The following is a 20,371-nucleotide window of genomic DNA, read 5'->3' on the forward strand; positions in this document are numbered from 1 at the left end:
CTTTTGAAAAAACCTTTACTATAAATGTAAATAACCTCAATGAAGTGCCAACTGACTTAGCGCTTTCGGCTACGGCTATTAACGAAAATGTAGCGGCCGGTTCAACGGTAGGAATACTTTCTTCTATAGATGTAGATGCTGCCAATACTTTTACTTACACTTTGGTCGCTGGCGCAGGAAGTACTGATAATTCAGCTTTCACTATCAGCGGTGCGAACCTGCAAATTGTGGCAAGCCCGGATTTTGAAACTAAATCTTCTTATTCTATCAGACTAAGAACTGCAGATCAGGGAGGTTTGAGTTTTGAAAAAACTTTTACGATTAATGTAAACAACCTGAATGAAGTACCAACTGATTTAGCGCTTTCGGCTACAGCTATTAACGAAAATGTGGCTGCAGGAACAACAGTAGGAGTGCTTTCTTCTATAGATGTAGATGCTGCAAATACCTTTACCTATACTTTGGTCGCTGGTGCAGGAAGTACTGATAATTCAGCTTTCACTATCAGCGGTGCGAACCTGCAAATCGTGGCAAGCCCGGATTTTGAAACTAAATCTTCGTATTCTATCAGACTAAGAACTGCCGATCAGGGAGGACTTTCTTTTGAAAAAACTTTTACTATCAATGTAAATAACCTCAATGAAGTGCCAACTGACTTAGCGCTTTCGGCTACAGCTATTAACGAAAATGTAGCCGCTGGATCAACAGTAGGAATACTTTCTTCTATAGATGTAGATGCTGCCAATACTTTCACTTACACTTTGGTCGCTGGTGCAGGAAGTACTGATAATTCAGCTTTCACCATCAGCGGTGCTAACCTGCAAATTGTGGCAAGCCCGGATTTTGAAACTAAATCTTCTTATTCAATTAGAGTAAGAACGGCAGATCAGGGGGGGCTTTCTTTTGAAAAAACGTTTACAATCAATGTAAATAACCTGAATGAAGTGCCAACTGACTTAGCGCTTTCGGCTACAGCAATTAACGAAAATGTAGCCGCTGGTACAACTGTAGGGATACTTTCTTCTATAGATGTAGATGCTGCCAATACTTTCACTTACACTTTGGTCGCTGGTGCAGGAAGTACTGATAATTCAGCTTTCACTATCAGCGGTGCTAATCTGCAAATTGTAGCAAGCCCGGATTTTGAAACTAAATCTTCTTATGCCATTCGTCTAAGAACTGCAGATCAGGGAGGACTTTCTTTTGAAAAAACGTTTACAATCAATATAAATAACCTGAATGAAGTTCCAACAAATTTAAATCTTTCGGCTACAGCAATTAACGAAAATGTAGCGGCCGGATCAACTGTAGGAGTACTTTCTTCTATAGATGTAGACGCTGCCAATACTTTCACTTACACTTTGGTCGCTGGTGCAGGAAGTACTGATAATTCAGCTTTCACCATCAGCGGTGCTAACCTGCAAATTGTAGCAAGCCCGGATTTTGAAACTAAATCTTCGTATTCTATCAGACTAAGAACTGCCGATCAGGGAGGACTTTCTTTTGAAAAAACCTTTACAATCAATGTAAACAACCTTAACGAAGTACCTACAGACCTGGCTCTTTCTGCTACGGCAATCAACGAAAATGTAGCTGCAGGAACAACAGTAGGAGTACTTTCTTCTATAGATGTTGATGCTGCAAATACCTTTACCTATACTTTGGTCGCTGGTGCAGGAAGTACTGATAATTCAGCTTTCACTATCAGCGGTGCGAACCTGCAAATTGTGGCTAGCCCGGATTTTGAAACTAAATCTTCTTATTCTATTAGACTAAGAACGGCCGATCAGGGGGGACTTTCTTTTGAAAAAACCTTTACCATAAATGTAAACAACCTGAATGAAGTACCAACTGATTTAGCGCTTTCGGCTACAGCTATTAACGAAAATGTGGCAGCCGGATCAACGGTAGGAATACTTTCTTCTATAGATGTAGATGCTGCCAATACTTTTACTTACACTTTGGTCGCTGGCGCAGGAAGTACTGATAATTCAGCTTTCACTATCAGCGGTGCGAACCTGCAAATTGTGGCTAGTCCGGATTTTGAAACTAAATCTTCATACTCGATTCGCATAAGAACTGCCGATCAGGGGGGGCTTAGTTTTGAAAAAACTTTTACGATTACTATTACTGATTTATGTGAATTAAATAACACAGTAGCTCAGACAAATGGTGTTTTAACAGCTAATCAGGCTGGAGCAACCTACCAATGGATTCAATGTCCAGCTATTCTATTAGTTGGAGAAAACGGGCAATCCTTCACGCCAACAGCTATTGGTTCATATGCGGTTGTTATAACAATTGGAGCATGTAGTACTTTATCATCATGTATACCTGTAACATCTTTAGCCAATCCTAATTTTGAAGAAAAATCTAAATTTGTAATATACCCTAATCCAAGTAAGGGTATTGTAAACATTCAATCTGATCATGATGCTGATTTAAATATTACAAATCAATTAGGACAAACTATCAAAACAGCAAAAGTTACATCTGATATAGATAACACAATTAATCTTGAAAGTTACTCCGATGGAGTTTATTTTATTACAGAAAAGAAAGGCAGTAAACTAATTACTCACAAATTAATTCTGAAAAAATAATTCAAAAAAGGTTTTATAATTCTTTTAAAATCAGAAAGGGGAAGACTAATAATCTTCCCCTTTCTCTTTATTTTTAAAATTATAAATTTATCAAATCTTAAAACGGTACATCACTATCATCATCGTCATCATTCAGATTACTTCCGAAAGCCTCATTTGCAGAAGGCAGGTTTTTAGTGATAAACGGATTATCATCATGATTCATTTTTGATGGTAAATCATCATAACTGCCTGAAAAATCATCAAGGTTATCAAATTTTCCAAGGTGCCCAATAAATTTTAGACGAATATTTTCAATACCACCATTACGGTGTTTTGCAATCATAATTTCTGCCTGACCAGCAGTTGGCGACGCCTCATCATCATCCCATTCGTCAATTTTATAATATTCAGGTCTGTATAAAAATGAAACGATATCGGCATCCTGCTCGATAGCTCCAGATTCACGAAGATCTGATAGCAAAGGACGTTTGCTCGATCCACGGGTTTCAACGGCACGCGATAACTGCGAAAGCGCAATTACCGGCACATTTAATTCTTTTGCCAAAGCTTTTAAATTTCGCGAAATGGTAGAGATTTCCTGCTCACGATTTCCTCCTCCTTTATTATTTCCTCCTGCAGTCATCAACTGCAAATAATCGATAATAATGATTTTAATACCGTGTTGCGAAGCTAAACGACGACATTTTGCTCTTAAATCGAAAATAGAAAGCGATGGGGTATCATCAATAAATAAAGGAGCTTTTTCTAAGTCCTTTACTTTGGTACTCAACATGGTCCATTCATGAGGTTCTAGTTTACCTGTACGCAATTTTTCTGATGACAATCCGGTTTCTGATGAAATTAACCTGGTAATCAGCTGAACAGATGCCATCTCCAGAGAGAATAAAGCTACTCCGTGTCCGAATTGAATGGCAATATTTCTGGCCATAGAAAGTACAAACGCCGTTTTTCCCATTGCAGGTCTTGCTGCAATAATAATTAAATCACTAGGCTGCCATCCGGAAGTTAGTTTATCTAAATTAGTAAAACCGGTTTCCACACCACTTAGTCCCTCTTTTTTAGAAATTTCTTCAATTTTCTTTTTAGCTTGTAAAACTAAACTTTGTGCTGTTTCAGAACTACGTTTGATATTTCCCTGAGTTACCTCATATAGTTTTGATTCGGCTTGGTCTAATAAATCAAAAACGTCTGTAGTTTCATCATACGATGCTTCAATAATTTCAGATGAAATTCTAATCAAACTCCTTTGGATAAACTTTTGCAGAATGATACGAGAGTGAAATTCGATATGCGCTGAAGATGCAATTTTTTGTGTCAGCTGAATCAAATAAAAATCACCACCGGCAATTTCTAATTTACCATTTTTTTTCAATTGGGCCGAAACCGTCAGCAAATCGATTGGCTGTGTTTCTGTAAAAAGCTGAATGATTGCTTCAAAAATAAATTTGTGTGCGTCTTTATAAAATGCATCAGCCTGTAAAATATCAATTACATCATCAACCCCTTTTTTATCAATCATCATTGCCCCAAGCACAGCCTCTTCTAAATCAAGCACTTGCGGAGGTAATTTTCCTTTTTCTAAATTAATAATTGTGGTTTTATCTACCTTTACAGGGTTTATATTTTTGAAATTTTCCATATAGCGAAAGTAACGAAATTTAAAAAAATATCACTATCTAGTTATAAGTAATGATTGTTTATAAATAAGTATTTTTTGTTCATAACCAAAAAAAAATCCGAAGCAGTAAGGCTTCGGATTTCAAATCATATTCTATAAATTTATTCCTTATACTCGCCCATATTACTGTATTTGTCCATTCTTTGGGCAATTAAGTCGGCTGTTGATAAATCTTTCAATTCATTATATCCTTTGGTAATATATTCTGCTACGGTTTTAAAAGTAGTTTCTCTGTCATAATGTGCTCCACCAAGAGGTTCCGGAATAACATCATCAACTAAGTTTTGTTTTTTCATATCAGATGAAGTCAATTTTAAAGCATCAGCAGCACGCTCTTTGTACTCCCAGCTTTTCCATAAAATTGAAGAACAAGATTCCGGAGAAATTACAGAATACCATGTATTCTCTAACATATAAACTTTATCTCCAACACCTATTCCTAAAGCTCCCCCGGAAGCACCTTCACCAACAATGATGGTAATAATTGGCACTTTCAAACGAACCATTTCAAAAATATTTCTGGCGATAGCTTCTCCCTGCCCTCTTTCTTCAGCTTCAAGTCCCGGATAGGCACCAGGAGTATCTACCAAAGTTAAAACCGGTATTCCGAATTTTTCTGCCATTTTCATCAAACGCAAAGCTTTACGGTATCCTTCCGGATTTGCCATACCAAAATTACGATACTGACGTGTTTTTGTATTAAAACCTTTTTGCTGACCCACAATCATAAACGACTGACCGTTTATTTTTCCAAGTCCTCCCACCATTGCTTTATCATCTTTAAATCCACGATCACCATGAAGTTCTAAAAATGTATCACCGCAAATAGCTCTGATATAATCTAAAGTGTAAGGTCTGTTTGGGTGTCTTGACAATTGTACACGCTGCCAGGCCGTAAGGTTTTTGTATATATCTTTTTTAGTTTGTTCTAATTTTTTATTGATTTCTTTACATGTTGGTGTTACATCAACATCAGATTCTTTTCCAATTATAACGCACTTTTCTAACTGTTCTTCAAGTTCTTTGATTGGAAGCTCAAAATCTAAATATTCCATGGATTTTTGAATTTTGTTTTTAAATCGAACCGCAAATATAAAAATATTATATCATTGACGAAGTGAATTGTTATTTAAAGTATTAAAATGCAATTTAAAAATAAGGTAAATATTACACTTTCCCTTTGTTTTGATAATGTTTAAAAACGCCATTTAAAATAACTGTAATTACAATTATCAGTGCGCCAATATAAAACTCTGTACTCATTTTTTCCTTTCCTCCCAGAATAAAATAAGCCAGCATAATTCCGTAAACAGGCTCTAAATTAGTCGTTAGCATTACGGTATAAGGTGTTAACTTCTGCATTACTTTTACCGAAGCTGTAAAAGCATAAGCCGTACATATTGAAGCTAAAACCAACAATAAAGCCCAATTATTTAACGACATGGTAAAAAAATCAACAGTGAATTTTCCCTGAAACAAAAAATAAATAGTAATAAAAAATACTCCCGCGCCAAATTCATAAAATGTTATAACAGAAGGTTCGTGATCAGAGATCAGTTTCCCATTCATTAAAGTAAACAAAACACCCAAAATTATTGACGCTAAGGCATAATAAACACCTGTCAGGTATTTAATTTCAACTTGCAAAATCAATCCTAAACCCGCTATGATAATTAATCCGAAGAAAACTTCGTACCACAATATCTTTCTTCCATAAAAAAGCGGTTCCAGCAACGATGCAAAAAATGCTCCCAGCGAGAATATGGAGAGTGTAATCGAAACATTAGAAATATGAATCGCTTTAAAAAAGAAAATCCAATGCAATGCAATTAACAAACCGACAAAAATTAACTTAAAAAGTTCTTTTACCGGAACATGAAAAGACTGTTTTTTATAAACGATAAAAGCACCCAGGAAAATCATGGCTAGCAGCATTCTGTACCATACCAAATTATCAGCATCAATGGTTATTAAAGCGCCTAATATGGCTGTAAAACCCCAGATAAAAACAATTAAATGAAGATTTAAATAACTTTTTAAATTATCGTTTCGCATTGCGTAATAAGTAAACTGCCAGAATTCCGAAAACAATGTTCGGGAACCAGACAGCTAATAAAGGTGAAAAAGTAGATTTTTCGGCAAGAGTACCGAATATTTTATCGAAAAAGACAAATGAAAACGCAATTGCAATTCCTATCGCCAGATTGGTTCCCATACCTCCACGACGTTTCATAGACGAAACTGCCACGGCAATAATTGTCAGAATAAAAGCAGAAACCGGTACACTGTATTTTTTATAAAGCACCACTAGATAAGTATTGATATTTCCGGAGCCTCTTTTTCTTTCTTTTTCAATAAAATCAATTAATTTTCCTAAAGAAAGGGTTTCAGCAATATAAACTACCGGAGTTAAATCTGCCAGTTCAAACTTGAATTTCACATTTTTCTCTGGTGCTTTTTCAATTTTATCATTTAGCTCTCCAAGAGTTCTTTTGGTATAATCGTACAAAGTGTAACTCTTTAATTTCGGATCCCATTTAATACGACTGGCTGTAATCTTATAAGTTAGTTTGTCTTTTTCAAAATGTTCCAGTGAAAAATTAAAAGCAGTTTTCGATTCTTCATTAAAACTATTAACAAAGATAAAATCATTATCATTCAGCTGGCGGTAAACATTGGTGTTTTCACCCCGCATAAGCTGTTTACCATTTCCTTTTAAATAGGTGTATCTAAAATTATTAAAGCCTTCACTGGCAGCAGGAACAATAAAAAAACCCATTAAAAGTACAAAAACCGAAACAATAGAAGCTCCTATAATATAAGGCCTTAAAAAACGTGTAAATGAAATTCCTGAACTTAAAATCGCAATAATTTCAGTATTATTTGCCAATTTTGAAGTAAACCAGATTACTGATAAAAACAAAAATATCGGAAACAACGAATTTGCAAAATAAACGGTAAAGTTGTAATAATAAATAGCGATTTGCGTAAAAGGAATCTTGTTTTCCAACATTTTATTCACCTTTTCAGAAACGTCAATTACAATTCCAATTGGAATAAATAAAAGAATCATCACCGAAAAAGTGGCTAAATATCTTTTTAAAATATACTTATCTATTATTGTTAACATAGATTTTTTGTTTTTCTTGTTTCAGATTTCAGGTTTCAAGTTCTTTTGGTGATAACTTGAAACCTGAAACTAAAATAACTTGAAACTTTTTTATAGTCTTTGACTCATGTTTTTAACCATCATTTCTTTCCATGGTCTAAAATCTCCTGCTAAGATATGTTTTCTGGCCTCACGAACCAACCACATATAAAAACCAAGATTATGAATCGTAGCAATTTGTTTTCCCAAATATTCGTTGGCAGCAAATAAGTGACGCAAATATGCTTTTGTATATTCAGTATCCACAAAAGTATGCCCCATTTCATCAATTGGAGAAAAATCTGCTTCCCACTTTTTATTTTTAATATTGATGGTTCCGTTTGCTGTAAACAACATTCCGTTTCTTGCGTTACGTGTTGGCATTACACAGTCGAACATATCAATTCCTAATGCAATATTTTCTAATATATTTATAGGAGTTCCAACCCCCATTAAATACCGAGGTTTGTCTTCCGGAAGAATTTCGCAAACCACTTCAGTCATGGCGTACATTTCTTCAGCAGGCTCCCCTACTGACAATCCACCAATAGCATTTCCCTGCTGACCGGAATTGGCAATATATTCTGCAGATTGACGACGTAAATCTTTATAAGTACTTCCCTGAACAATTGGAAAAAACGTTTGTTCGTAACCGTATTTATAAGGAACCTTGTCCAAATGATTAATACAACGGTCCAGCCAACGGTGGGTCATGTGCATCGAACGTTGCGCATATCTATAATCACAAGGATAAGGCGTACACTCATCAAAAGCCATAATAATATCGGCTCCAATTGTACGCTGAATCTCCATTACATTTTCCGGCGTAAAAAAGTGATAAGAACCGTCAATATGCGACTTGAACTTTACTCCTTCTTCCTTAATTTTTCTGTTATTCGAAAGAGAATACACCTGATATCCGCCAGAATCCGTCAAAATATTACGATCCCAATTCATAAATTTATGCAATCCGCCTGCTTTTTCAAGGATTTCAGTCTGCGGACGCAAATACAAATGATAAGTATTTCCAAGAATAATATCCGGATTAATATCGTCTTTCAATTCACGCTGATGCACGCCTTTTACAGAAGCCACCGTTCCAACAGGCATAAAAATAGGTGTTTCAATTACACCGTGATCTGTAGTAATACTTCCTGCTCTCGCTTTTGATTGCGGATCTTTTTGTAATAAATCAAACTTCATCTGTTTCTTTTTTCAGGGTGCAAAGATAGGTTAATTTGAGACAATTTTTATGAATTAGAAAATTTGTCAATTAGAAAATTAGATAATATTTTTCAAGCACTTGAAACATGAAATCTGAAACTTCCGGATTTATAATTTGGGATTTCAAAATTATCCAGAGCGTTACCTAAAAGTCGGGCTATTATTCGCTGTATTCTACAATTAACAAAAAGACAAAACAGCAATCTCTCTTTTTAAAAACTTAAATCTTTTACTCTATTTTTTTAGAATCAATAAAAAAAGAATCAAAATCTAACAATTCCAGCAAACTAAAGCAAAAAATCATTTGTCAGCCCGCAAAATAAAATTTACTTTTGCACCAGTTTAACTTTTACATATAAAATGAAGCCTAACACACAACAATTAAGCGATTTAACTATCCAAGTAAGAAGAGATATTCTTCGAATGGTACATGCTGTCAACTCAGGTCACCCAGGTGGTTCACTAGGTTGTACTGAATTTTTGGTAACACTATACCAAAATATTATGGAACGCAAAGAAGGTTTTGATATGGACGGAATTGGAGAAGACCTATTCTTCCTTTCAAACGGGCATATTTCTCCTGTATTTTACAGTGTTTTAGCACGCAGCGGTTATTTCCCTGTTTCAGAACTTGCAACTTTCAGATTATTAAACTCTCGTTTGCAAGGACACCCAACAACACACGAAGGTTTACCTGGTGTTCGTATGGCTTCTGGTTCATTAGGACAAGGTTTATCTGTAGCTCTTGGCGCTGCTCAGGCAAAAAAATTAAATGGTGACAATCACTTAATCTTTACTTTACACGGAGACGGCGAATTACAAGAAGGTCAAAACTGGGAAGCTATCATGTATGCTTCTGCTAAAAAAGTAGACAATCTTATTGCAACTATTGATGTTAACGGAAAACAAATTGACGGAACTACTGACGAAGTTCTTGCAATGGGAAGTCTTCGCGCAAAATTCGAGGCTTTTGACTGGGATGTTTTAGAAATTGCTGAAGGAAATAATATTGATGCCATCATTGCAGGATTAACTGATGCCAAATCAAGAACAGGAAAAGGAAAACCGGTTTGTATATTATTATACACTGAAATGGGTAACGGTGTTGACTTTATGATGCATACGCACGCATGGCACGGAAAAGCACCTAACAACGATCAGTTAGCAAATGCTTTAGCTCAAAACACCTCAACATTAGCAGATTATTAAAAAAAGCTATAAGCTGTAAGCCATAAGCCTAAAGCTTATTGCCTAAAGCTTACTGCCTAAAGCAAAAAACAAAAATGAAAAAATACGAAAATACAGGAAGTAAAGACACTCGTTCAGGTTTTGGAGCGGGAATGACGGAACTAGGTCAGAAAAACGAAAACGTTGTGGCATTATGTGCTGATTTAATTGGATCATTAAAATTTGATGAATTCAAAAAAAATCACCCGGAGCGTTTTTTCCAAATTGGAATTGCAGAAGCTAACATGATTGGAATCGCTGCTGGTTTGACAATTGGAGGAAAAATTCCTTTTACAGGAACTTTCGCTAACTTCTCTACAGGAAGAGTTTACGACCAGATTCGTCAATCAGTTGCTTATTCTGATAAAAACGTAAAAATCTGTGCTTCTCACGCTGGGTTAACATTAGGAGAAGACGGTGCAACCCACCAAATCTTAGAAGATATAGGATTAATGAAAATGCTGCCGGGAATGACTGTAATCAACACTTGCGATTACAATCAGACAAAAGCTGCAACATTAGCATTAGCAGATCACCACGGTCCTGCTTACTTGCGTTTTGGACGTCCGGTTGTACCTAACTTTACTCCTGCTGACGAACCATTCGTTATTGGAAAAGCTATTTTACTAAACGAAGGGACTGATGTTACGATTGTAGCCACCGGACACTTAGTTTGGGAAGCTCTTATCGCTGCTGAAGCCTTAGAAGCAAAAGGAATCTCTGCTGAAGTAATTAATATTCACACCATTAAACCACTTGACGAAGAAGCGATTCTAAAATCATTAGCAAAAACTAAATGTGTGGTTACTGCAGAAGAGCACAACATTCTTGGAGGTCTTGGAGAAAGCGTTTCAAGAGTACTTGCTCTTAACACTCCTGCTCCACAAGAGTTTGTAGCTGTAAACGATAGTTTTGGCGAATCCGGAACTCCTGAGCAATTAATGGAGAAATACAAACTTAACAATCAGGCGATTGTTGAAGCTGCTGAAAGAGTTATCAAAAGAAAATAATTTTAGATTTTCTTTTTTATAGATAAAAACCTCGAAATTCATATTTCGAGGTTTTTTTGTACTCAATTGATATTATATTACTGTCTATAAGATAATAACATACTCTTAAAAAAGACTATTCTATTTAAATTTGAATTTAATCTTCCCAACCACAAAGCGTTAATCCGTAGCCTTGTGCTTGCGAAAGAGATACTTTTGTTAATTGATGGCGACAAGCAGTTAAGCCTCGGCAATTTTCTTTATAATGATATTTTTTTGCCCCGGTTGGTCCGCATATATAAACTTTACTCTCCAACGGCTGGAATGAGGAAAGAAAAACAAAAAGAACAATTAATAATAGACTATATTTCATGCGAAGTGTTTTTATTTGACCATTAAATAATATTCATTTCTTTTTTTATCAAAGGCTTTTAGTTTTCCGTAAGAAACCCATTCGGTATTAATTTCAATATCGTCAATGCTGTCGTTCATTAAAATTCCGGCGCCGTATTTTCCTTCAACATTTATATTTCCAAAAACCGAATCACCTTTACTATTAATTCCCTTTACATCATAATTATACTCATAATGCCCGCAATATCCGGTTCTGTATTCGTATTGATAAGTTTTGTCAACATGATAGGTTTTGGCTTCTTCGGGCGTAATTGTTTTGCGGTCATCTGTCGTAATTACTTTTTTATAAAAAGAATTGATTTGCATTGGAGGTGGAGCATCAGCTTTTTTACAGGAAAATGTAAATAACAGCAAAAACAGGATGGAGTAGTTTTTTAGCATAGGCGGGTGTGCTTTATAGTTGATGAATGTTGGGATAAATCTAAATACAATTCGGTATTTTAAAATGAGTACTTATACCTGATTTATTAGATGAAATTTAGCTTTAAATAATTCACTTTCTAAAAATGAGTACTTATGCCTGTCCCGGAGTTTCATAAATATCCAGAGTATCCAGTAATTCTTTTTCAAAATGGTAAATGTCTTCGATAGATAAAATAGCAGTTTTGGACTCTGTTTTGTTATCATTAAAAAGGCTGATGTATTTTTTTCCTCCGTTAAGATGCAGCCTGCAAAGCGGTTTTCGGTTATTATCGTCTAAAAGAATTCCAAAATACGATTGTGTATCCCGGTGAACGATTCTCTTAATTGGAATTTTTCTCCTCAAAATTGCCACGACAATTCGGTAAGCCTCCAGTTCTTCTTCAGTCGTAATAACTTTATTTTCATCTTCAATAATTACGATTTCTTCATCCTGCTGCTTAATTGTTTCTTTCGTTAGTGCAGCATTCAATCGGTCATTAATCTTGTCATTAATGTATTGACTAAGCGATTTCTGAACTAAATCCTTAAACTCGTCTAACACTTTTTCAGTCAGTCTTCCCGTGTACACTTTATTTGCAAAAAGTTTAGTAAAATCATTCGACGGATTTTCGAGTTCTGCGTTAATCTGCTTTTTAATTTCTTTGATGTATTTTAAAGAACTGGCATTGCTGACAATATTATCCACATCAAAATTAGACTTGTGAAATTTAGTAATCTCATTAATCGTATTTTCTTTAAGATTCGTGATATCAAATTCCAGAAATGGTTTTTCATCCATTTTATTCGGAGCATCCAAGTCGGTAAAAAACTGATAATTGATTCCGTTTGTCAAAAGGGCAAATCTGGTTTTAGTAACATGGAAATAGCGAAACAACTGCGAATTATGAATGGTCAGTTTTTCTTTCCAGCTTTTGCATTCTACTATTATGATTGGTTCTCCGTTCTGGAAAATAGCATAATCTACTTTTTCGCCTTTTTTTAAGCCAAGATCGGCTGTAAATTCAGGAACTACTTCAAGCGGATTAAAAGCATCGTATCCGAGAGCGTTTATAAAAGGCAATACAAAAGCATGTTTGGTAGATTCTTCTGTGTCAATTTTATTTTTTAGCTGATTGATTTTATCGGCTAATGATTTTAGTTGAATATTGATTTCCATTGGTTGGTAGTTTAAATTAATTATTTCAAATGTAGCGTCAATTAAAATCAGTTTTTTATGGAAAACCGTAAAAGCAGATTTATTGATTTCTAAATAAAATCGATTCAGAATTTCTTTTCTAGTATAAAGTCTTTAATAATTTTTTCCATGTTTGAAGGAAGGTCAGCATTTTTAATTTCAAAATGTTTGATTTTCATATCGGTAAACCATTTTGTCCAATAGGCTTTTATTACTTTTTCTTCATACGGATTATTTTGATTCGGATTAACCCCTAAAACCAAAACTTCCAGATTAGATAAATCATCACCCGTTTTAATAAAACCATAATCCTGGCCCTGAATTTTTTTCTCCCAGTCTTTGGTATTTAAGCCATTCTTTCGAATTAACTCCGGAGTGATGTAAGATGTACGGTTTCCTTCTTTCATTAGGGTATTGTCATAAAACATGTAACCATCCGTCAGTATAACCAGAATATTTCGGTCATCGTTTTCTATGCACTGGTCTTTTACCTTAGTGTCAAAAAAACTCCAGATATCAGAGCCGATAAAATTGTTGTCTTTTATAGCCGATACGTATATTTTTGAGGTTTGTGAAGCGTAATTTGCATTGATAGAATTCAGTAAATCCTTTGAAGCATTATTTTTATCAATAACAATTTTTAACTTCTGTGAAATTGAATTGATACCCGGATCTTTAGGTTCCGGATTAAAAAACAATTGCATTTTATCATCAATCTGTCGTATCCTTTTTGATTTTAAATGTGCTGTAAAAGCTTCCGAAACCGATTTTATGTATCCCAAATCCCTTTGGTAATATTCCATCGTTGGGTTAGGATTTTTTTGGATACTAATTCTGTCTGATAAATCGAGAAGTATACTAATATTATAATTTTCGGATTTAGCATTTTTAAAGCTGACCTCTTCTTTGCCTTTATCAGGTTCCTGTTTGCATGAAAATGCCAGAAAGATTAGTGATGATATGGTAAATGTTTTTAGAATAGTGTTCATAGGATTAGTTTTTAGAATATACCAAATGCTGAAAGTCAGGATCGACTAAGTTTAATTTGCTAAGATGTTCTTCGGAGTGAAGTTCGCAGCTTTCCAAAAGTTCTGTTTTTTCTTTATGGGCCAAAGCAATTTCGGTGTTTATGGCCTGAAACCATCCTTCTTTGTATTGATGATGATAATGCAGGTATTCTTTTACCGGAAATACAAAACCATCAATTTTAGACTGGAGTTCAGAAATTCTTCCGTTTGCCGTTACAACCTGCTGTTTGAAATCATTTATCTTATTGATATATTCGGCTTTCAATTTTTCTAAATCAATCAGATTTTCTTTTTTTCCTCTTATAAAAGCTCTGATTTTGTCTATGTTTTCAAACTCTTTCATTACAAAATCAAAAACAAGTCCCCAAATGATGTAAACTACAAAACCTGCAAAAATGATCATCCAGAATTCGGCTTCGCCCAAAGCGATATTTAGGTTGTAAGGAGCAGAATCTGTGGTTTTATTAAACTCATAAATCTTTTTTTCGATTTGATAAGCCAATAAAGCATCAAATAAAAAGGTGGTGACAAAAAGAGCAATCATTCTGAAAACATTTTTGATCCCTTTTCCTTTTTGTACCATGTGAATTACATAGCCCAATCCCATAAATACAAAAGGAATTGTTATTACCAAAACCCCTTCAAGCCAGCTTGCTTTAAAAGAATTTGTTAAGGCATCGGCGTCAAAAATGGCAGCTGTTAGACTATCATTTGAGAATTCTTTGAAAAATGCAGAATAAGATGCAGAAATATAAAACACTAAAACGTAAAGTGTAATAGGAAGCAATAAAAACAAACCAATATAAAACTGCGCTTTTAAGCCTTTGCCATCTTCAATTCCGAATTTATCAGGATTGCGTTTTACTTCTATGATTTCATTTTTTATCAGACTAGCAGACTCGTTGATATCCTGCTCTTTCTTTTCGTAAATTCCAATTGCAGTTTCACACTTTTTGAGTTCTGTGCGATTCTTTTCCTGTTCTTCACGGTAAGGCTGTTTTAACCTGTCTTGTTCTAATTTTTGTTTTCGGCATTGGTCTTCAAAACTCATGTATAAGTTCTGTAAACAGGCTTTCAGAACAATGGGTTTGCCCGTTGCTTTTATTGAAGCAGCGAAACCACTCTGATAATAGGTAATTCTGATTTGTTCTCTGTCTTCTTCATTTTCTTCGAAAAGTTTAGAAGAAGAATCTGTAGATTTTTTTAAACTAAATAATTGTGAAAGTGTTTTCATAGGTTAAGCGTTTAGTTGACTAATAATTTCTTCTTTACCAATGTTTTTCTGGACACAATCAATCAGATAGTCAGACAAGTCATTGATGTTTTCTTCAACGAAATCGAATTTTCTGCAATATTTTCTAAGCATATTCAATTCATCATCCGTTACTTTTTCGTCAGCCCATATAATTCTTGCCAAGTCATACAGATATTCGATTTTTGTAGTTAAGGCTTCCGGAACTATAAAATCGGTATTGACAGGATTTAAAAAGAGCTTATCAAGTTCTTCTTTCGGAATTCCTCTTTCATCTGCAAAATGATATAGCATTTGAAGTTCTAATACATTAAATTGATCATCAGATAATGCCATTTGATATAATCTCAAAAAATGGCCTTTAAGTTCTAGTGTTATCATATTTATTTCTTTAAGTTTTCACAGGCAATACCATCACCGTCAGAATCTAAGTTTTTGTAGCAGCTTTTATTATTGTCATATGCGGATTGTGCTTCTTGCTGATTTGCGAAATCACCACAAGTTTTTGTTGGACAATCTGAATTTGAATCTGATGAACAAGAAATTGAAAATGCTATTACTGTAAAAACTGCAAGTAGAATTATTATAAGTTTATTATGTTTCATTTTATTTGATAAATTAAAAATGTTAAAAGTCCTGTGAATATGAATAGTACAAAACATCCGCTATTTTGGTATTTTAATCCAGGGATGCCTGTTTTTACAGAATAGCCGGATTTGCTAAATGTTCCCATTTTTGTTCTTAAGCTCGGAGAAATTCCGGATTTACTAATATTGAGTCCCAGTCCGGCTCCAAGGTTAATTCTTTTTTGAAATCGAAAGCCCATGACAGATTAGCTGGTATGGCATGAAGGACAACAAGTTTTGCATCCATTTGATTTTGAATAAGTTTTTTTTGCCTCAGCAACAGCAGGTTTACAATCTGAGAATGTGCCTAAATATTTTCTGTTTGACGGCAAATAGATACAATATTCAGTATGAACTTCATGATCACCATTTGACTGGGCAGTATTGTTTACGTAATAATTTTTCATGATTTAAGAAAGTTTTAATTAATTATTGATTTTGATATTTCAAACTTAAACCTATTTTAAATCAGTGTTTTACGGAAAACCATAATCCGAAAAATTTTAAATTTCAGCAATAAAAAAAAGCCCCCGAAGGAGCTTTAAAACGAAGTAAAGAGAAATCTAAATTATCCCCATATCCTTAGTAATCGAAACCAAATGCACAGTATTATTTGCTTTAAAAAAGTCTTTGAGTTTAGACAGTCTTTTTTCGACAGCGCTTTTGCTGTTGGGCTTAATATCTGAGTTTTTAAAAATTTCTATCATTTCATCCTGCGAAGTACCCGCAGACAGATGTTTTAGAATTTGAATATCCACATCGTCAATTTCGTAATTGTTTTTTTCCTGAAGGGCAGAAGCAACTTCCGGTGAGATGAATTTTTGATCTGAGGCTGAAATTATGTTAATTGCTTTTTTAAGTTCTTCGATACTGTTTCGCCCCTTTAATACATAGGCATCAATTTCAGAATTTTCAAAAAGTGATTTGATCCGAAGTCCTTTTTCTTCGATTGAATAGGCAATGATTTTAATGTCGGGTTGTATCTCACGAACCTTCTGAATGAGTTCATCTCCACTAATTATTTTTACTTCGCGATGATCTTTTTTAAATGAAAGATCACTGATTAATAAATCGTATGGCTCATTATCCTGAATAGCTTTTCTTATTTTTAGTAAAGCATCATCGCAATATTTTGCATGTTGAAAATTGACAATGTTGAAATCATTTAAAGTTTGCTTGACTGCTAAATTGAATTCTTCAAAATCTTCAGCTATTATTACTTTTTTAAACATAGGCTTTTATTTAGGCATTGTTATTTTTACTTTGAAACCTTTATGGGGTTCAGTACCAAAAGTAATTGTTCCTTTTATGGCCAGAATACGGTTTTCCATATTTTGCAAACCATTTTTTATAATTTTTGATTTTTCACAGCCTTTTCCGTTATCAGTGTAATCGATAGAAACAGAGTTTGATTGGCTGGCAAACTTTATAACAACTAAAGGTGCCTCACTATGCTTCTTCATATTTACCATTAATTCCTGTAAAACTCTTTGGATAGTAAACTTTTTAGTGTCTTCAATTATATCCCAGCTAATTTTTTCAATATTGGTAATAATAACATTGGTATTCTCACTATTATAAGTAGAAAGCATTTCTTTTAAGTTAACCGAATAATTTGGTCCGGTATCAATATCATTATTTTCTCTCGAAATACCACGAACCCGTGTGTAAATGTGATCCAGTTTTTTAACTAAAGTTTCTTTTGTGTTTTCGGTAGTTAATGTCTGGGTTTGGGTAAAAGTAATAGCATGAAAAACATCATTTGCTAATTCGTCATGAATATCTTTGGCAATTCTGGTTTCGGTATCCTGAACAGCCTTTATTTTTTCAATTCTATTTCGGTTATCAGAATGTTTTTTTAAATATGCCAGTAAAAACAAAAGAATAATGAAAGCGGAAACAAACATAATTTTTTGGTTTTCGGCGTCTTTAAGTGCCAGTGCATTTTCTGCTTTTTCTAAACGCAGTTTTTCGTTTTCGTCTTTTTCTTTTTTAGAATCGTATTTAATTTTGGCAAATTTATTTTTGTAGTTGTTTCTGATTTTAATGATACTGTCGTTTAGGGTAATATATTTTTTTGCATATTCAGTTCCCAAACCATTAGCTATTAAGATTGCTAAAGATTTTAAACGCTCATCGACACTATTACATTTAGTTGCAATTTGATAAGCATTTTTAGCATAGTCATTTGATTTATCTATATCAGTTTTTACATAATATTCTGCCAGATGCAAATTACTTTCAATAGCTCCGTATATATCATTAATTCGGGTTCTTATTTCAAGACTTTCAAGCATTAATGTCAGACCTTTTTTGGTTATTCCTTTTTTAAAATATGCATACCCCAAATTGTCTTTAACTCTTGCATGATTTTCTCTATTATCCAATATTTTTTGGTTAAGGATAGATTCTAAAAAAAATATGGCTTTATCATATTTTTTTTGTTGAATGTTAACAACTGCAATATTATTTAAAGGAAATTGTTTGGAGAAAGAGTCAGTGCAGTCTTTAATTGCTTCATTATAATAATAAATGGCGTCATCATAAATCGCTAATTCTTTATCAGCAATTCCGAATAAGTTGTTAATTGAAGCACTGTAAACATCTTTCTTTTTAATGTAAGGTAAAGCCTCAGTAAGAGTTTCTTTACTTCCGTAATAATCACCATTTATTTGCTGGATAGAAGCCATCTGTATAAGGTTGTACACAATATTTGAACTATCCTTTAATTTTTCATATATGTTTTTAGATTTGTTAAAATTGTAGAAAGAATTATTAAAGTTTTTTTGCAGAAATTTTGCAGTTCCTTTTTCCCTTAAGTCAAATGCCTCTTCTATGAGAGTTGTATTTTGAAGAGTTATTGTTTTTTTGTTTTTACATGAGATGATAAATACAAAAAAGATGAAATATAAAAACGGGGATCGTAACATAAGACTTACTTTCCCCGAAATTACTAATTAATTGTATTACTCAGTATTCTTAATTTGGTTTTTTTGGAGGAGGCGGAACCGGAATTGTAGCATCTCCAGGACCATCGTCTGCATATGATGGGGTTATGGGGTTAATCGTTTTTTTTGCCTCAGTTTCATATTCATCTGCTGTACAAGAGAATAATGTAGTGGTCAATAGCGCAAACGCTCCCAGTAAAAAAATCTTTTTCATTTTATTAATTTTTTAAGATTAGAAATGGGTATTGCTGTCCGGATTCTGTCCAGATCTTGTTTCAATACCAAATTTTGGTTGGGAAGTGAAGTGCGTAGAACAGTAAAATTTTATTTATACTTCCCGGATAAAGTCCGCCTTACGGTTTTCCGCACTTATTAATTGAACTAGTTTTGTACTTTTGTTTTAACCTGCAGATTAAAACGTTAACTTGATTCTGAGGCAAAGTAACAACCATTGTAAACCTGAATCTATTGGGAATTCCCAGCAATTCCTGCACTATGGTTACAATCCTGAAATGACCCTGAAATTCCTTAGAATTCCTAAAAAAAATGCCTATGTATAACTATACTTTATTAGAAAAATATAAAGCTGCTATTAAAGCCAAATATGAAATTGAGATGGAGGGAGATTATTCTTATTATTTAAAAAATCCTTCCAGAGGAAAATTGAGAGATTTGTGTTGGATGATATTCGAGAAAAAAGCAGATCAAGAAGATTTAAATGTTTTTTGTACCTTATTAGGTATGCCATTCGACCTCACGAAGAAGGATAAGTTTAAAGAGCAAAAAGATAAATTTAGGCCTATTGAAACTTTTTTTAAAGGAGAAACAGATCCATCCAACATAGATGCAATCAATCTTGCAGCAATTTTAATAGATTTTCCATTGCGCCCATTTGTTAAATTTAAAGCTAAATATACTGGTGAGATTAAAATAGGAAGTTTTAATGAGCCCGAATTATCTGTATTAAAAGATGAGCAAAAAGAGAAAAATGTTTGTGACGATGATGAAGATATAAATGAAACAGAGAGTTCTGATAAAGTTTTGAAACCAATAAGCTTATTTATGGATTTCGAAAAGAAAGAGTTTCCTAGAAAAACTGGTAGAACAAAAAGAAATGTATTGATAATAACGGCAGGTGCTTTTTGTCTGTTCTTTTTAGTTTATTATTTTGTACAAAAAAACGAATGTATCCAATGGTCAGATGATCATTATGAAGAAGTAAGCTGTGATTTGAAAATACAAGGAATAGGAACCTACAATGTAGTAGAACCTTTTGATGAAAGAATAATTAACCTTAGAAAAATTCAGGTTAGCGATACCACTACTTTTTTTAAAAATGGAGAAGCTGTTATTTGGTATGCGAAAACAAACGATAGTGTAGATTTTTTTAACACACACGGAAGACATCCTGAAAACAAAAAACCATTAAAACCCGTAACGCAGTATATTATTGATAAGTACGTAAAAAATAAATAGCTGAAATTAAAAAACCTCCCGAAGTTGCTTCTAGAGTGCACCCAAAAGTTTAGACGAATTTATAATTAAATTTGATAATAATGAGCTCGATATTGTATCGGGCTCATTCCTTTTAGATTTAGTTTTATTCTTTCATTGTTGTAATATTCTATATACTC

22 protein-coding genes are annotated in these 20,371 nt (G+C 33.8%); 4 read left to right on the plus strand and 18 right to left on the minus strand.

Translation table 11 applies throughout. The annotated features are described in order from the left end of the window. Positions 1 to 2,603 (plus strand): T9SS type A sorting domain-containing protein (locus FLV_RS19625; RefSeq protein ID WP_243236454.1); only part of this gene is annotated, 2,603 nt, incomplete at its 5' end. 97 nt (positions 2,604 to 2,700) lie between these two features. Here FLV_RS19625 and dnaB read toward each other — a convergent pair. The 5 genes from dnaB to tgt all read right to left on the minus strand — a co-directional run bounded on the left by dnaB (position 2,701) and on the right by tgt (position 8,635). Continuing rightward, positions 2,701 to 4,245 carry a replicative DNA helicase gene (dnaB, locus tag FLV_RS19630; protein ID WP_243236455.1) on the minus strand — a complete coding sequence of 515 codons (1,545 nt, stop codon included), beginning with the start codon at positions 4,243 to 4,245 and terminating at the stop codon, positions 2,701 to 2,703. Between the two features lie 140 nt (positions 4,246 to 4,385). Then, entirely contained in the window at positions 4,386 to 5,339 is a 954-nt protein-coding gene (locus FLV_RS19635) for an acetyl-CoA carboxylase carboxyltransferase subunit alpha (RefSeq protein ID WP_243236456.1), read from the minus strand. 112 nt (positions 5,340 to 5,451) lie between these two features. Next, on the minus strand, positions 5,452 to 6,339 hold the full coding sequence (locus FLV_RS19640) for a DMT family transporter (RefSeq protein WP_243236457.1): 888 nt from the start codon (positions 6,337 to 6,339) through the stop codon (positions 5,452 to 5,454). After that, a complete protein-coding gene (locus FLV_RS19645) occupies positions 6,326 to 7,414 on the minus strand; it encodes an LptF/LptG family permease (RefSeq protein WP_243236458.1) in 1,089 nt (362 codons plus the stop codon). The genes FLV_RS19640 and FLV_RS19645 overlap by 14 nt, the downstream gene beginning before the upstream one ends. 90 nt (positions 7,415 to 7,504) lie before the next feature. Next, positions 7,505 to 8,635 (minus strand): tRNA guanosine(34) transglycosylase Tgt, encoded by a 1,131-nt coding sequence (gene tgt, locus FLV_RS19650; RefSeq protein ID WP_035679831.1) that lies wholly within the window; start codon positions 8,633 to 8,635, stop codon positions 7,505 to 7,507. Positions 8,636 to 9,016: 381 nt separating this feature from the next. Here tgt and FLV_RS19655 point away from each other — a divergent pair, with 381 nt between their 5' ends. Beyond that, a complete protein-coding gene (locus tag FLV_RS19655) occupies positions 9,017 to 9,865 on the plus strand; it encodes a transketolase (RefSeq protein WP_243236459.1) in 849 nt (282 codons plus the stop codon). A gap of 74 nt (positions 9,866 to 9,939) precedes the next feature. Then, entirely contained in the window at positions 9,940 to 10,893 is a 954-nt protein-coding gene (locus FLV_RS19660) for a transketolase family protein (protein WP_243236460.1), read from the plus strand. A 136-nt stretch (positions 10,894 to 11,029) separates the two neighbouring features. Here FLV_RS19660 and FLV_RS19665 read toward each other — a convergent pair whose 3' ends face one another. The 12 genes from FLV_RS19665 to FLV_RS19715 all read right to left on the minus strand — a co-directional run bounded on the left by FLV_RS19665 (position 11,030) and on the right by FLV_RS19715 (position 18,951). Beyond that, positions 11,030 to 11,245, minus strand: a complete 216-nt coding sequence (locus FLV_RS19665; protein ID WP_243236461.1) for a hypothetical protein — start codon at positions 11,243 to 11,245, stop codon at positions 11,030 to 11,032. Positions 11,246 to 11,256: 11 nt separating this feature from the next. Then, on the minus strand, positions 11,257 to 11,667 hold the full coding sequence (locus tag FLV_RS19670; protein WP_243236462.1) for a hypothetical protein: 411 nt from the start codon (positions 11,665 to 11,667) through the stop codon (positions 11,257 to 11,259). 133 nt (positions 11,668 to 11,800) lie between these two features. Beyond that, positions 11,801 to 12,865, minus strand: a complete 1,065-nt coding sequence (locus FLV_RS19675; protein WP_243236463.1) for a type I restriction endonuclease — start codon at positions 12,863 to 12,865, stop codon at positions 11,801 to 11,803. Positions 12,866 to 12,969: 104 nt separating this feature from the next. After that, the gene (locus tag FLV_RS19680; RefSeq protein WP_243236464.1) at positions 12,970 to 13,872 is read right to left on the minus strand and encodes a hypothetical protein; all 903 of its coding nucleotides are present in this window, start codon (positions 13,870 to 13,872) and stop codon (positions 12,970 to 12,972) included. A 4-nt stretch (positions 13,873 to 13,876) separates the two neighbouring features. Further along, a complete protein-coding gene (locus tag FLV_RS19685; protein WP_243236465.1) occupies positions 13,877 to 15,145 on the minus strand; it encodes an ABC transporter permease in 1,269 nt (422 codons plus the stop codon). A 3-nt stretch (positions 15,146 to 15,148) separates the two neighbouring features. Continuing rightward, entirely contained in the window at positions 15,149 to 15,544 is a 396-nt protein-coding gene (locus FLV_RS19690) for a hypothetical protein (protein ID WP_243236466.1), read from the minus strand. A gap of 2 nt (positions 15,545 to 15,546) precedes the next feature. Beyond that, a complete protein-coding gene (locus FLV_RS19695) occupies positions 15,547 to 15,768 on the minus strand; it encodes an excalibur calcium-binding domain-containing protein (RefSeq protein ID WP_243236467.1) in 222 nt (73 codons plus the stop codon). Continuing rightward, the gene (locus FLV_RS20065) at positions 15,765 to 15,989 is read right to left on the minus strand and encodes a DUF4236 domain-containing protein (protein WP_410745990.1); all 225 of its coding nucleotides are present in this window, start codon (positions 15,987 to 15,989) and stop codon (positions 15,765 to 15,767) included. The genes FLV_RS19695 and FLV_RS20065 overlap by 4 nt, the downstream gene beginning before the upstream one ends. A 6-nt stretch (positions 15,990 to 15,995) precedes the next feature. Then, a complete protein-coding gene (locus FLV_RS19700; protein WP_243236468.1) occupies positions 15,996 to 16,196 on the minus strand; it encodes a hypothetical protein in 201 nt (66 codons plus the stop codon). 156 nt (positions 16,197 to 16,352) lie between these two features. After that, positions 16,353 to 17,021 carry a response regulator gene (locus tag FLV_RS19705; RefSeq protein WP_243236469.1) on the minus strand — a complete coding sequence of 223 codons (669 nt, stop codon included), beginning with the start codon at positions 17,019 to 17,021 and terminating at the stop codon, positions 16,353 to 16,355. Positions 17,022 to 17,027: 6 nt separating this feature from the next. Next, the gene (locus tag FLV_RS19710; protein ID WP_317235686.1) at positions 17,028 to 18,479 is read right to left on the minus strand and encodes an ATP-binding protein; all 1,452 of its coding nucleotides are present in this window, start codon (positions 18,477 to 18,479) and stop codon (positions 17,028 to 17,030) included. A gap of 289 nt (positions 18,480 to 18,768) precedes the next feature. After that, positions 18,769 to 18,951, minus strand: a complete 183-nt coding sequence (locus tag FLV_RS19715; RefSeq protein ID WP_243236471.1) for a hypothetical protein — start codon at positions 18,949 to 18,951, stop codon at positions 18,769 to 18,771. Positions 18,952 to 19,289: 338 nt separating this feature from the next. On the opposite strand from FLV_RS19715, the gene FLV_RS19720 reads away from it, so the two are divergent. Then, on the plus strand, positions 19,290 to 20,213 hold the full coding sequence (locus FLV_RS19720; RefSeq protein ID WP_243236472.1) for a hypothetical protein: 924 nt from the start codon (positions 19,290 to 19,292) through the stop codon (positions 20,211 to 20,213). A 65-nt stretch (positions 20,214 to 20,278) separates the two neighbouring features. Here FLV_RS19720 and FLV_RS19725 read toward each other — a convergent pair. Then, the coding region (locus FLV_RS19725; protein WP_243234944.1) for an IS3 family transposase at positions 20,279 to 20,371 on the minus strand (93 nt) is incomplete at its 5' end.

This window comes from Flavobacterium pectinovorum, assembly GCF_022802975.1.
Lineage (GTDB): Bacteria > Bacteroidota > Bacteroidia > Flavobacteriales > Flavobacteriaceae > Flavobacterium > Flavobacterium pectinovorum_B.

What these genes read in the sequence shown, in the direction of transcription:
- dnaB (WP_243236455.1), bottom strand. Translation starts at nt 4,245, where the DNA reads ATGGAAAATTTCAAAAATATAAACCCTGTAAAGGTAGATAAAACCACA.
- FLV_RS19635 (WP_243236456.1), bottom strand. Translation starts at nt 5,339, where the DNA reads ATGGAATATTTAGATTTTGAGCTTCCAATCAAAGAACTTGAAGAACAG.
- FLV_RS19640 (WP_243236457.1), bottom strand. Translation starts at nt 6,339, where the DNA reads ATGCGAAACGATAATTTAAAAAGTTATTTAAATCTTCATTTAATTGTT.
- FLV_RS19645 (WP_243236458.1), bottom strand. Translation starts at nt 7,414, where the DNA reads ATGTTAACAATAATAGATAAGTATATTTTAAAAAGATATTTAGCCACT.
- tgt (WP_035679831.1), bottom strand. Translation starts at nt 8,635, where the DNA reads ATGAAGTTTGATTTATTACAAAAAGATCCGCAATCAAAAGCGAGAGCA.
- FLV_RS19655 (WP_243236459.1), top strand. Translation starts at nt 9,017, where the DNA reads ATGAAGCCTAACACACAACAATTAAGCGATTTAACTATCCAAGTAAGA.
- FLV_RS19660 (WP_243236460.1), top strand. Translation starts at nt 9,940, where the DNA reads ATGAAAAAATACGAAAATACAGGAAGTAAAGACACTCGTTCAGGTTTT.
- FLV_RS19665 (WP_243236461.1), bottom strand. Translation starts at nt 11,245, where the DNA reads ATGAAATATAGTCTATTATTAATTGTTCTTTTTGTTTTTCTTTCCTCA.
- FLV_RS19670 (WP_243236462.1), bottom strand. Translation starts at nt 11,667, where the DNA reads ATGCTAAAAAACTACTCCATCCTGTTTTTGCTGTTATTTACATTTTCC.
- FLV_RS19675 (WP_243236463.1), bottom strand. Translation starts at nt 12,865, where the DNA reads ATGGAAATCAATATTCAACTAAAATCATTAGCCGATAAAATCAATCAG.
- FLV_RS19680 (WP_243236464.1), bottom strand. Translation starts at nt 13,872, where the DNA reads ATGAACACTATTCTAAAAACATTTACCATATCATCACTAATCTTTCTG.
- FLV_RS19685 (WP_243236465.1), bottom strand. Translation starts at nt 15,145, where the DNA reads ATGAAAACACTTTCACAATTATTTAGTTTAAAAAAATCTACAGATTCT.
- FLV_RS19690 (WP_243236466.1), bottom strand. Translation starts at nt 15,544, where the DNA reads ATGATAACACTAGAACTTAAAGGCCATTTTTTGAGATTATATCAAATG.
- FLV_RS19695 (WP_243236467.1), bottom strand. Translation starts at nt 15,768, where the DNA reads ATGAAACATAATAAACTTATAATAATTCTACTTGCAGTTTTTACAGTA.
- FLV_RS20065 (WP_410745990.1), bottom strand. Translation starts at nt 15,989, where the DNA reads ATGGGCTTTCGATTTCAAAAAAGAATTAACCTTGGAGCCGGACTGGGA.
- FLV_RS19700 (WP_243236468.1), bottom strand. Translation starts at nt 16,196, where the DNA reads ATGAAAAATTATTACGTAAACAATACTGCCCAGTCAAATGGTGATCAT.
- FLV_RS19705 (WP_243236469.1), bottom strand. Translation starts at nt 17,021, where the DNA reads ATGTTTAAAAAAGTAATAATAGCTGAAGATTTTGAAGAATTCAATTTA.
- FLV_RS19710 (WP_317235686.1), bottom strand. Translation starts at nt 18,479, where the DNA reads ATGGCTTCTATCCAGCAAATAAATGGTGATTATTACGGAAGTAAAGAA.
- FLV_RS19715 (WP_243236471.1), bottom strand. Translation starts at nt 18,951, where the DNA reads ATGAAAAAGATTTTTTTACTGGGAGCGTTTGCGCTATTGACCACTACA.
- FLV_RS19720 (WP_243236472.1), top strand. Translation starts at nt 19,290, where the DNA reads ATGTATAACTATACTTTATTAGAAAAATATAAAGCTGCTATTAAAGCC.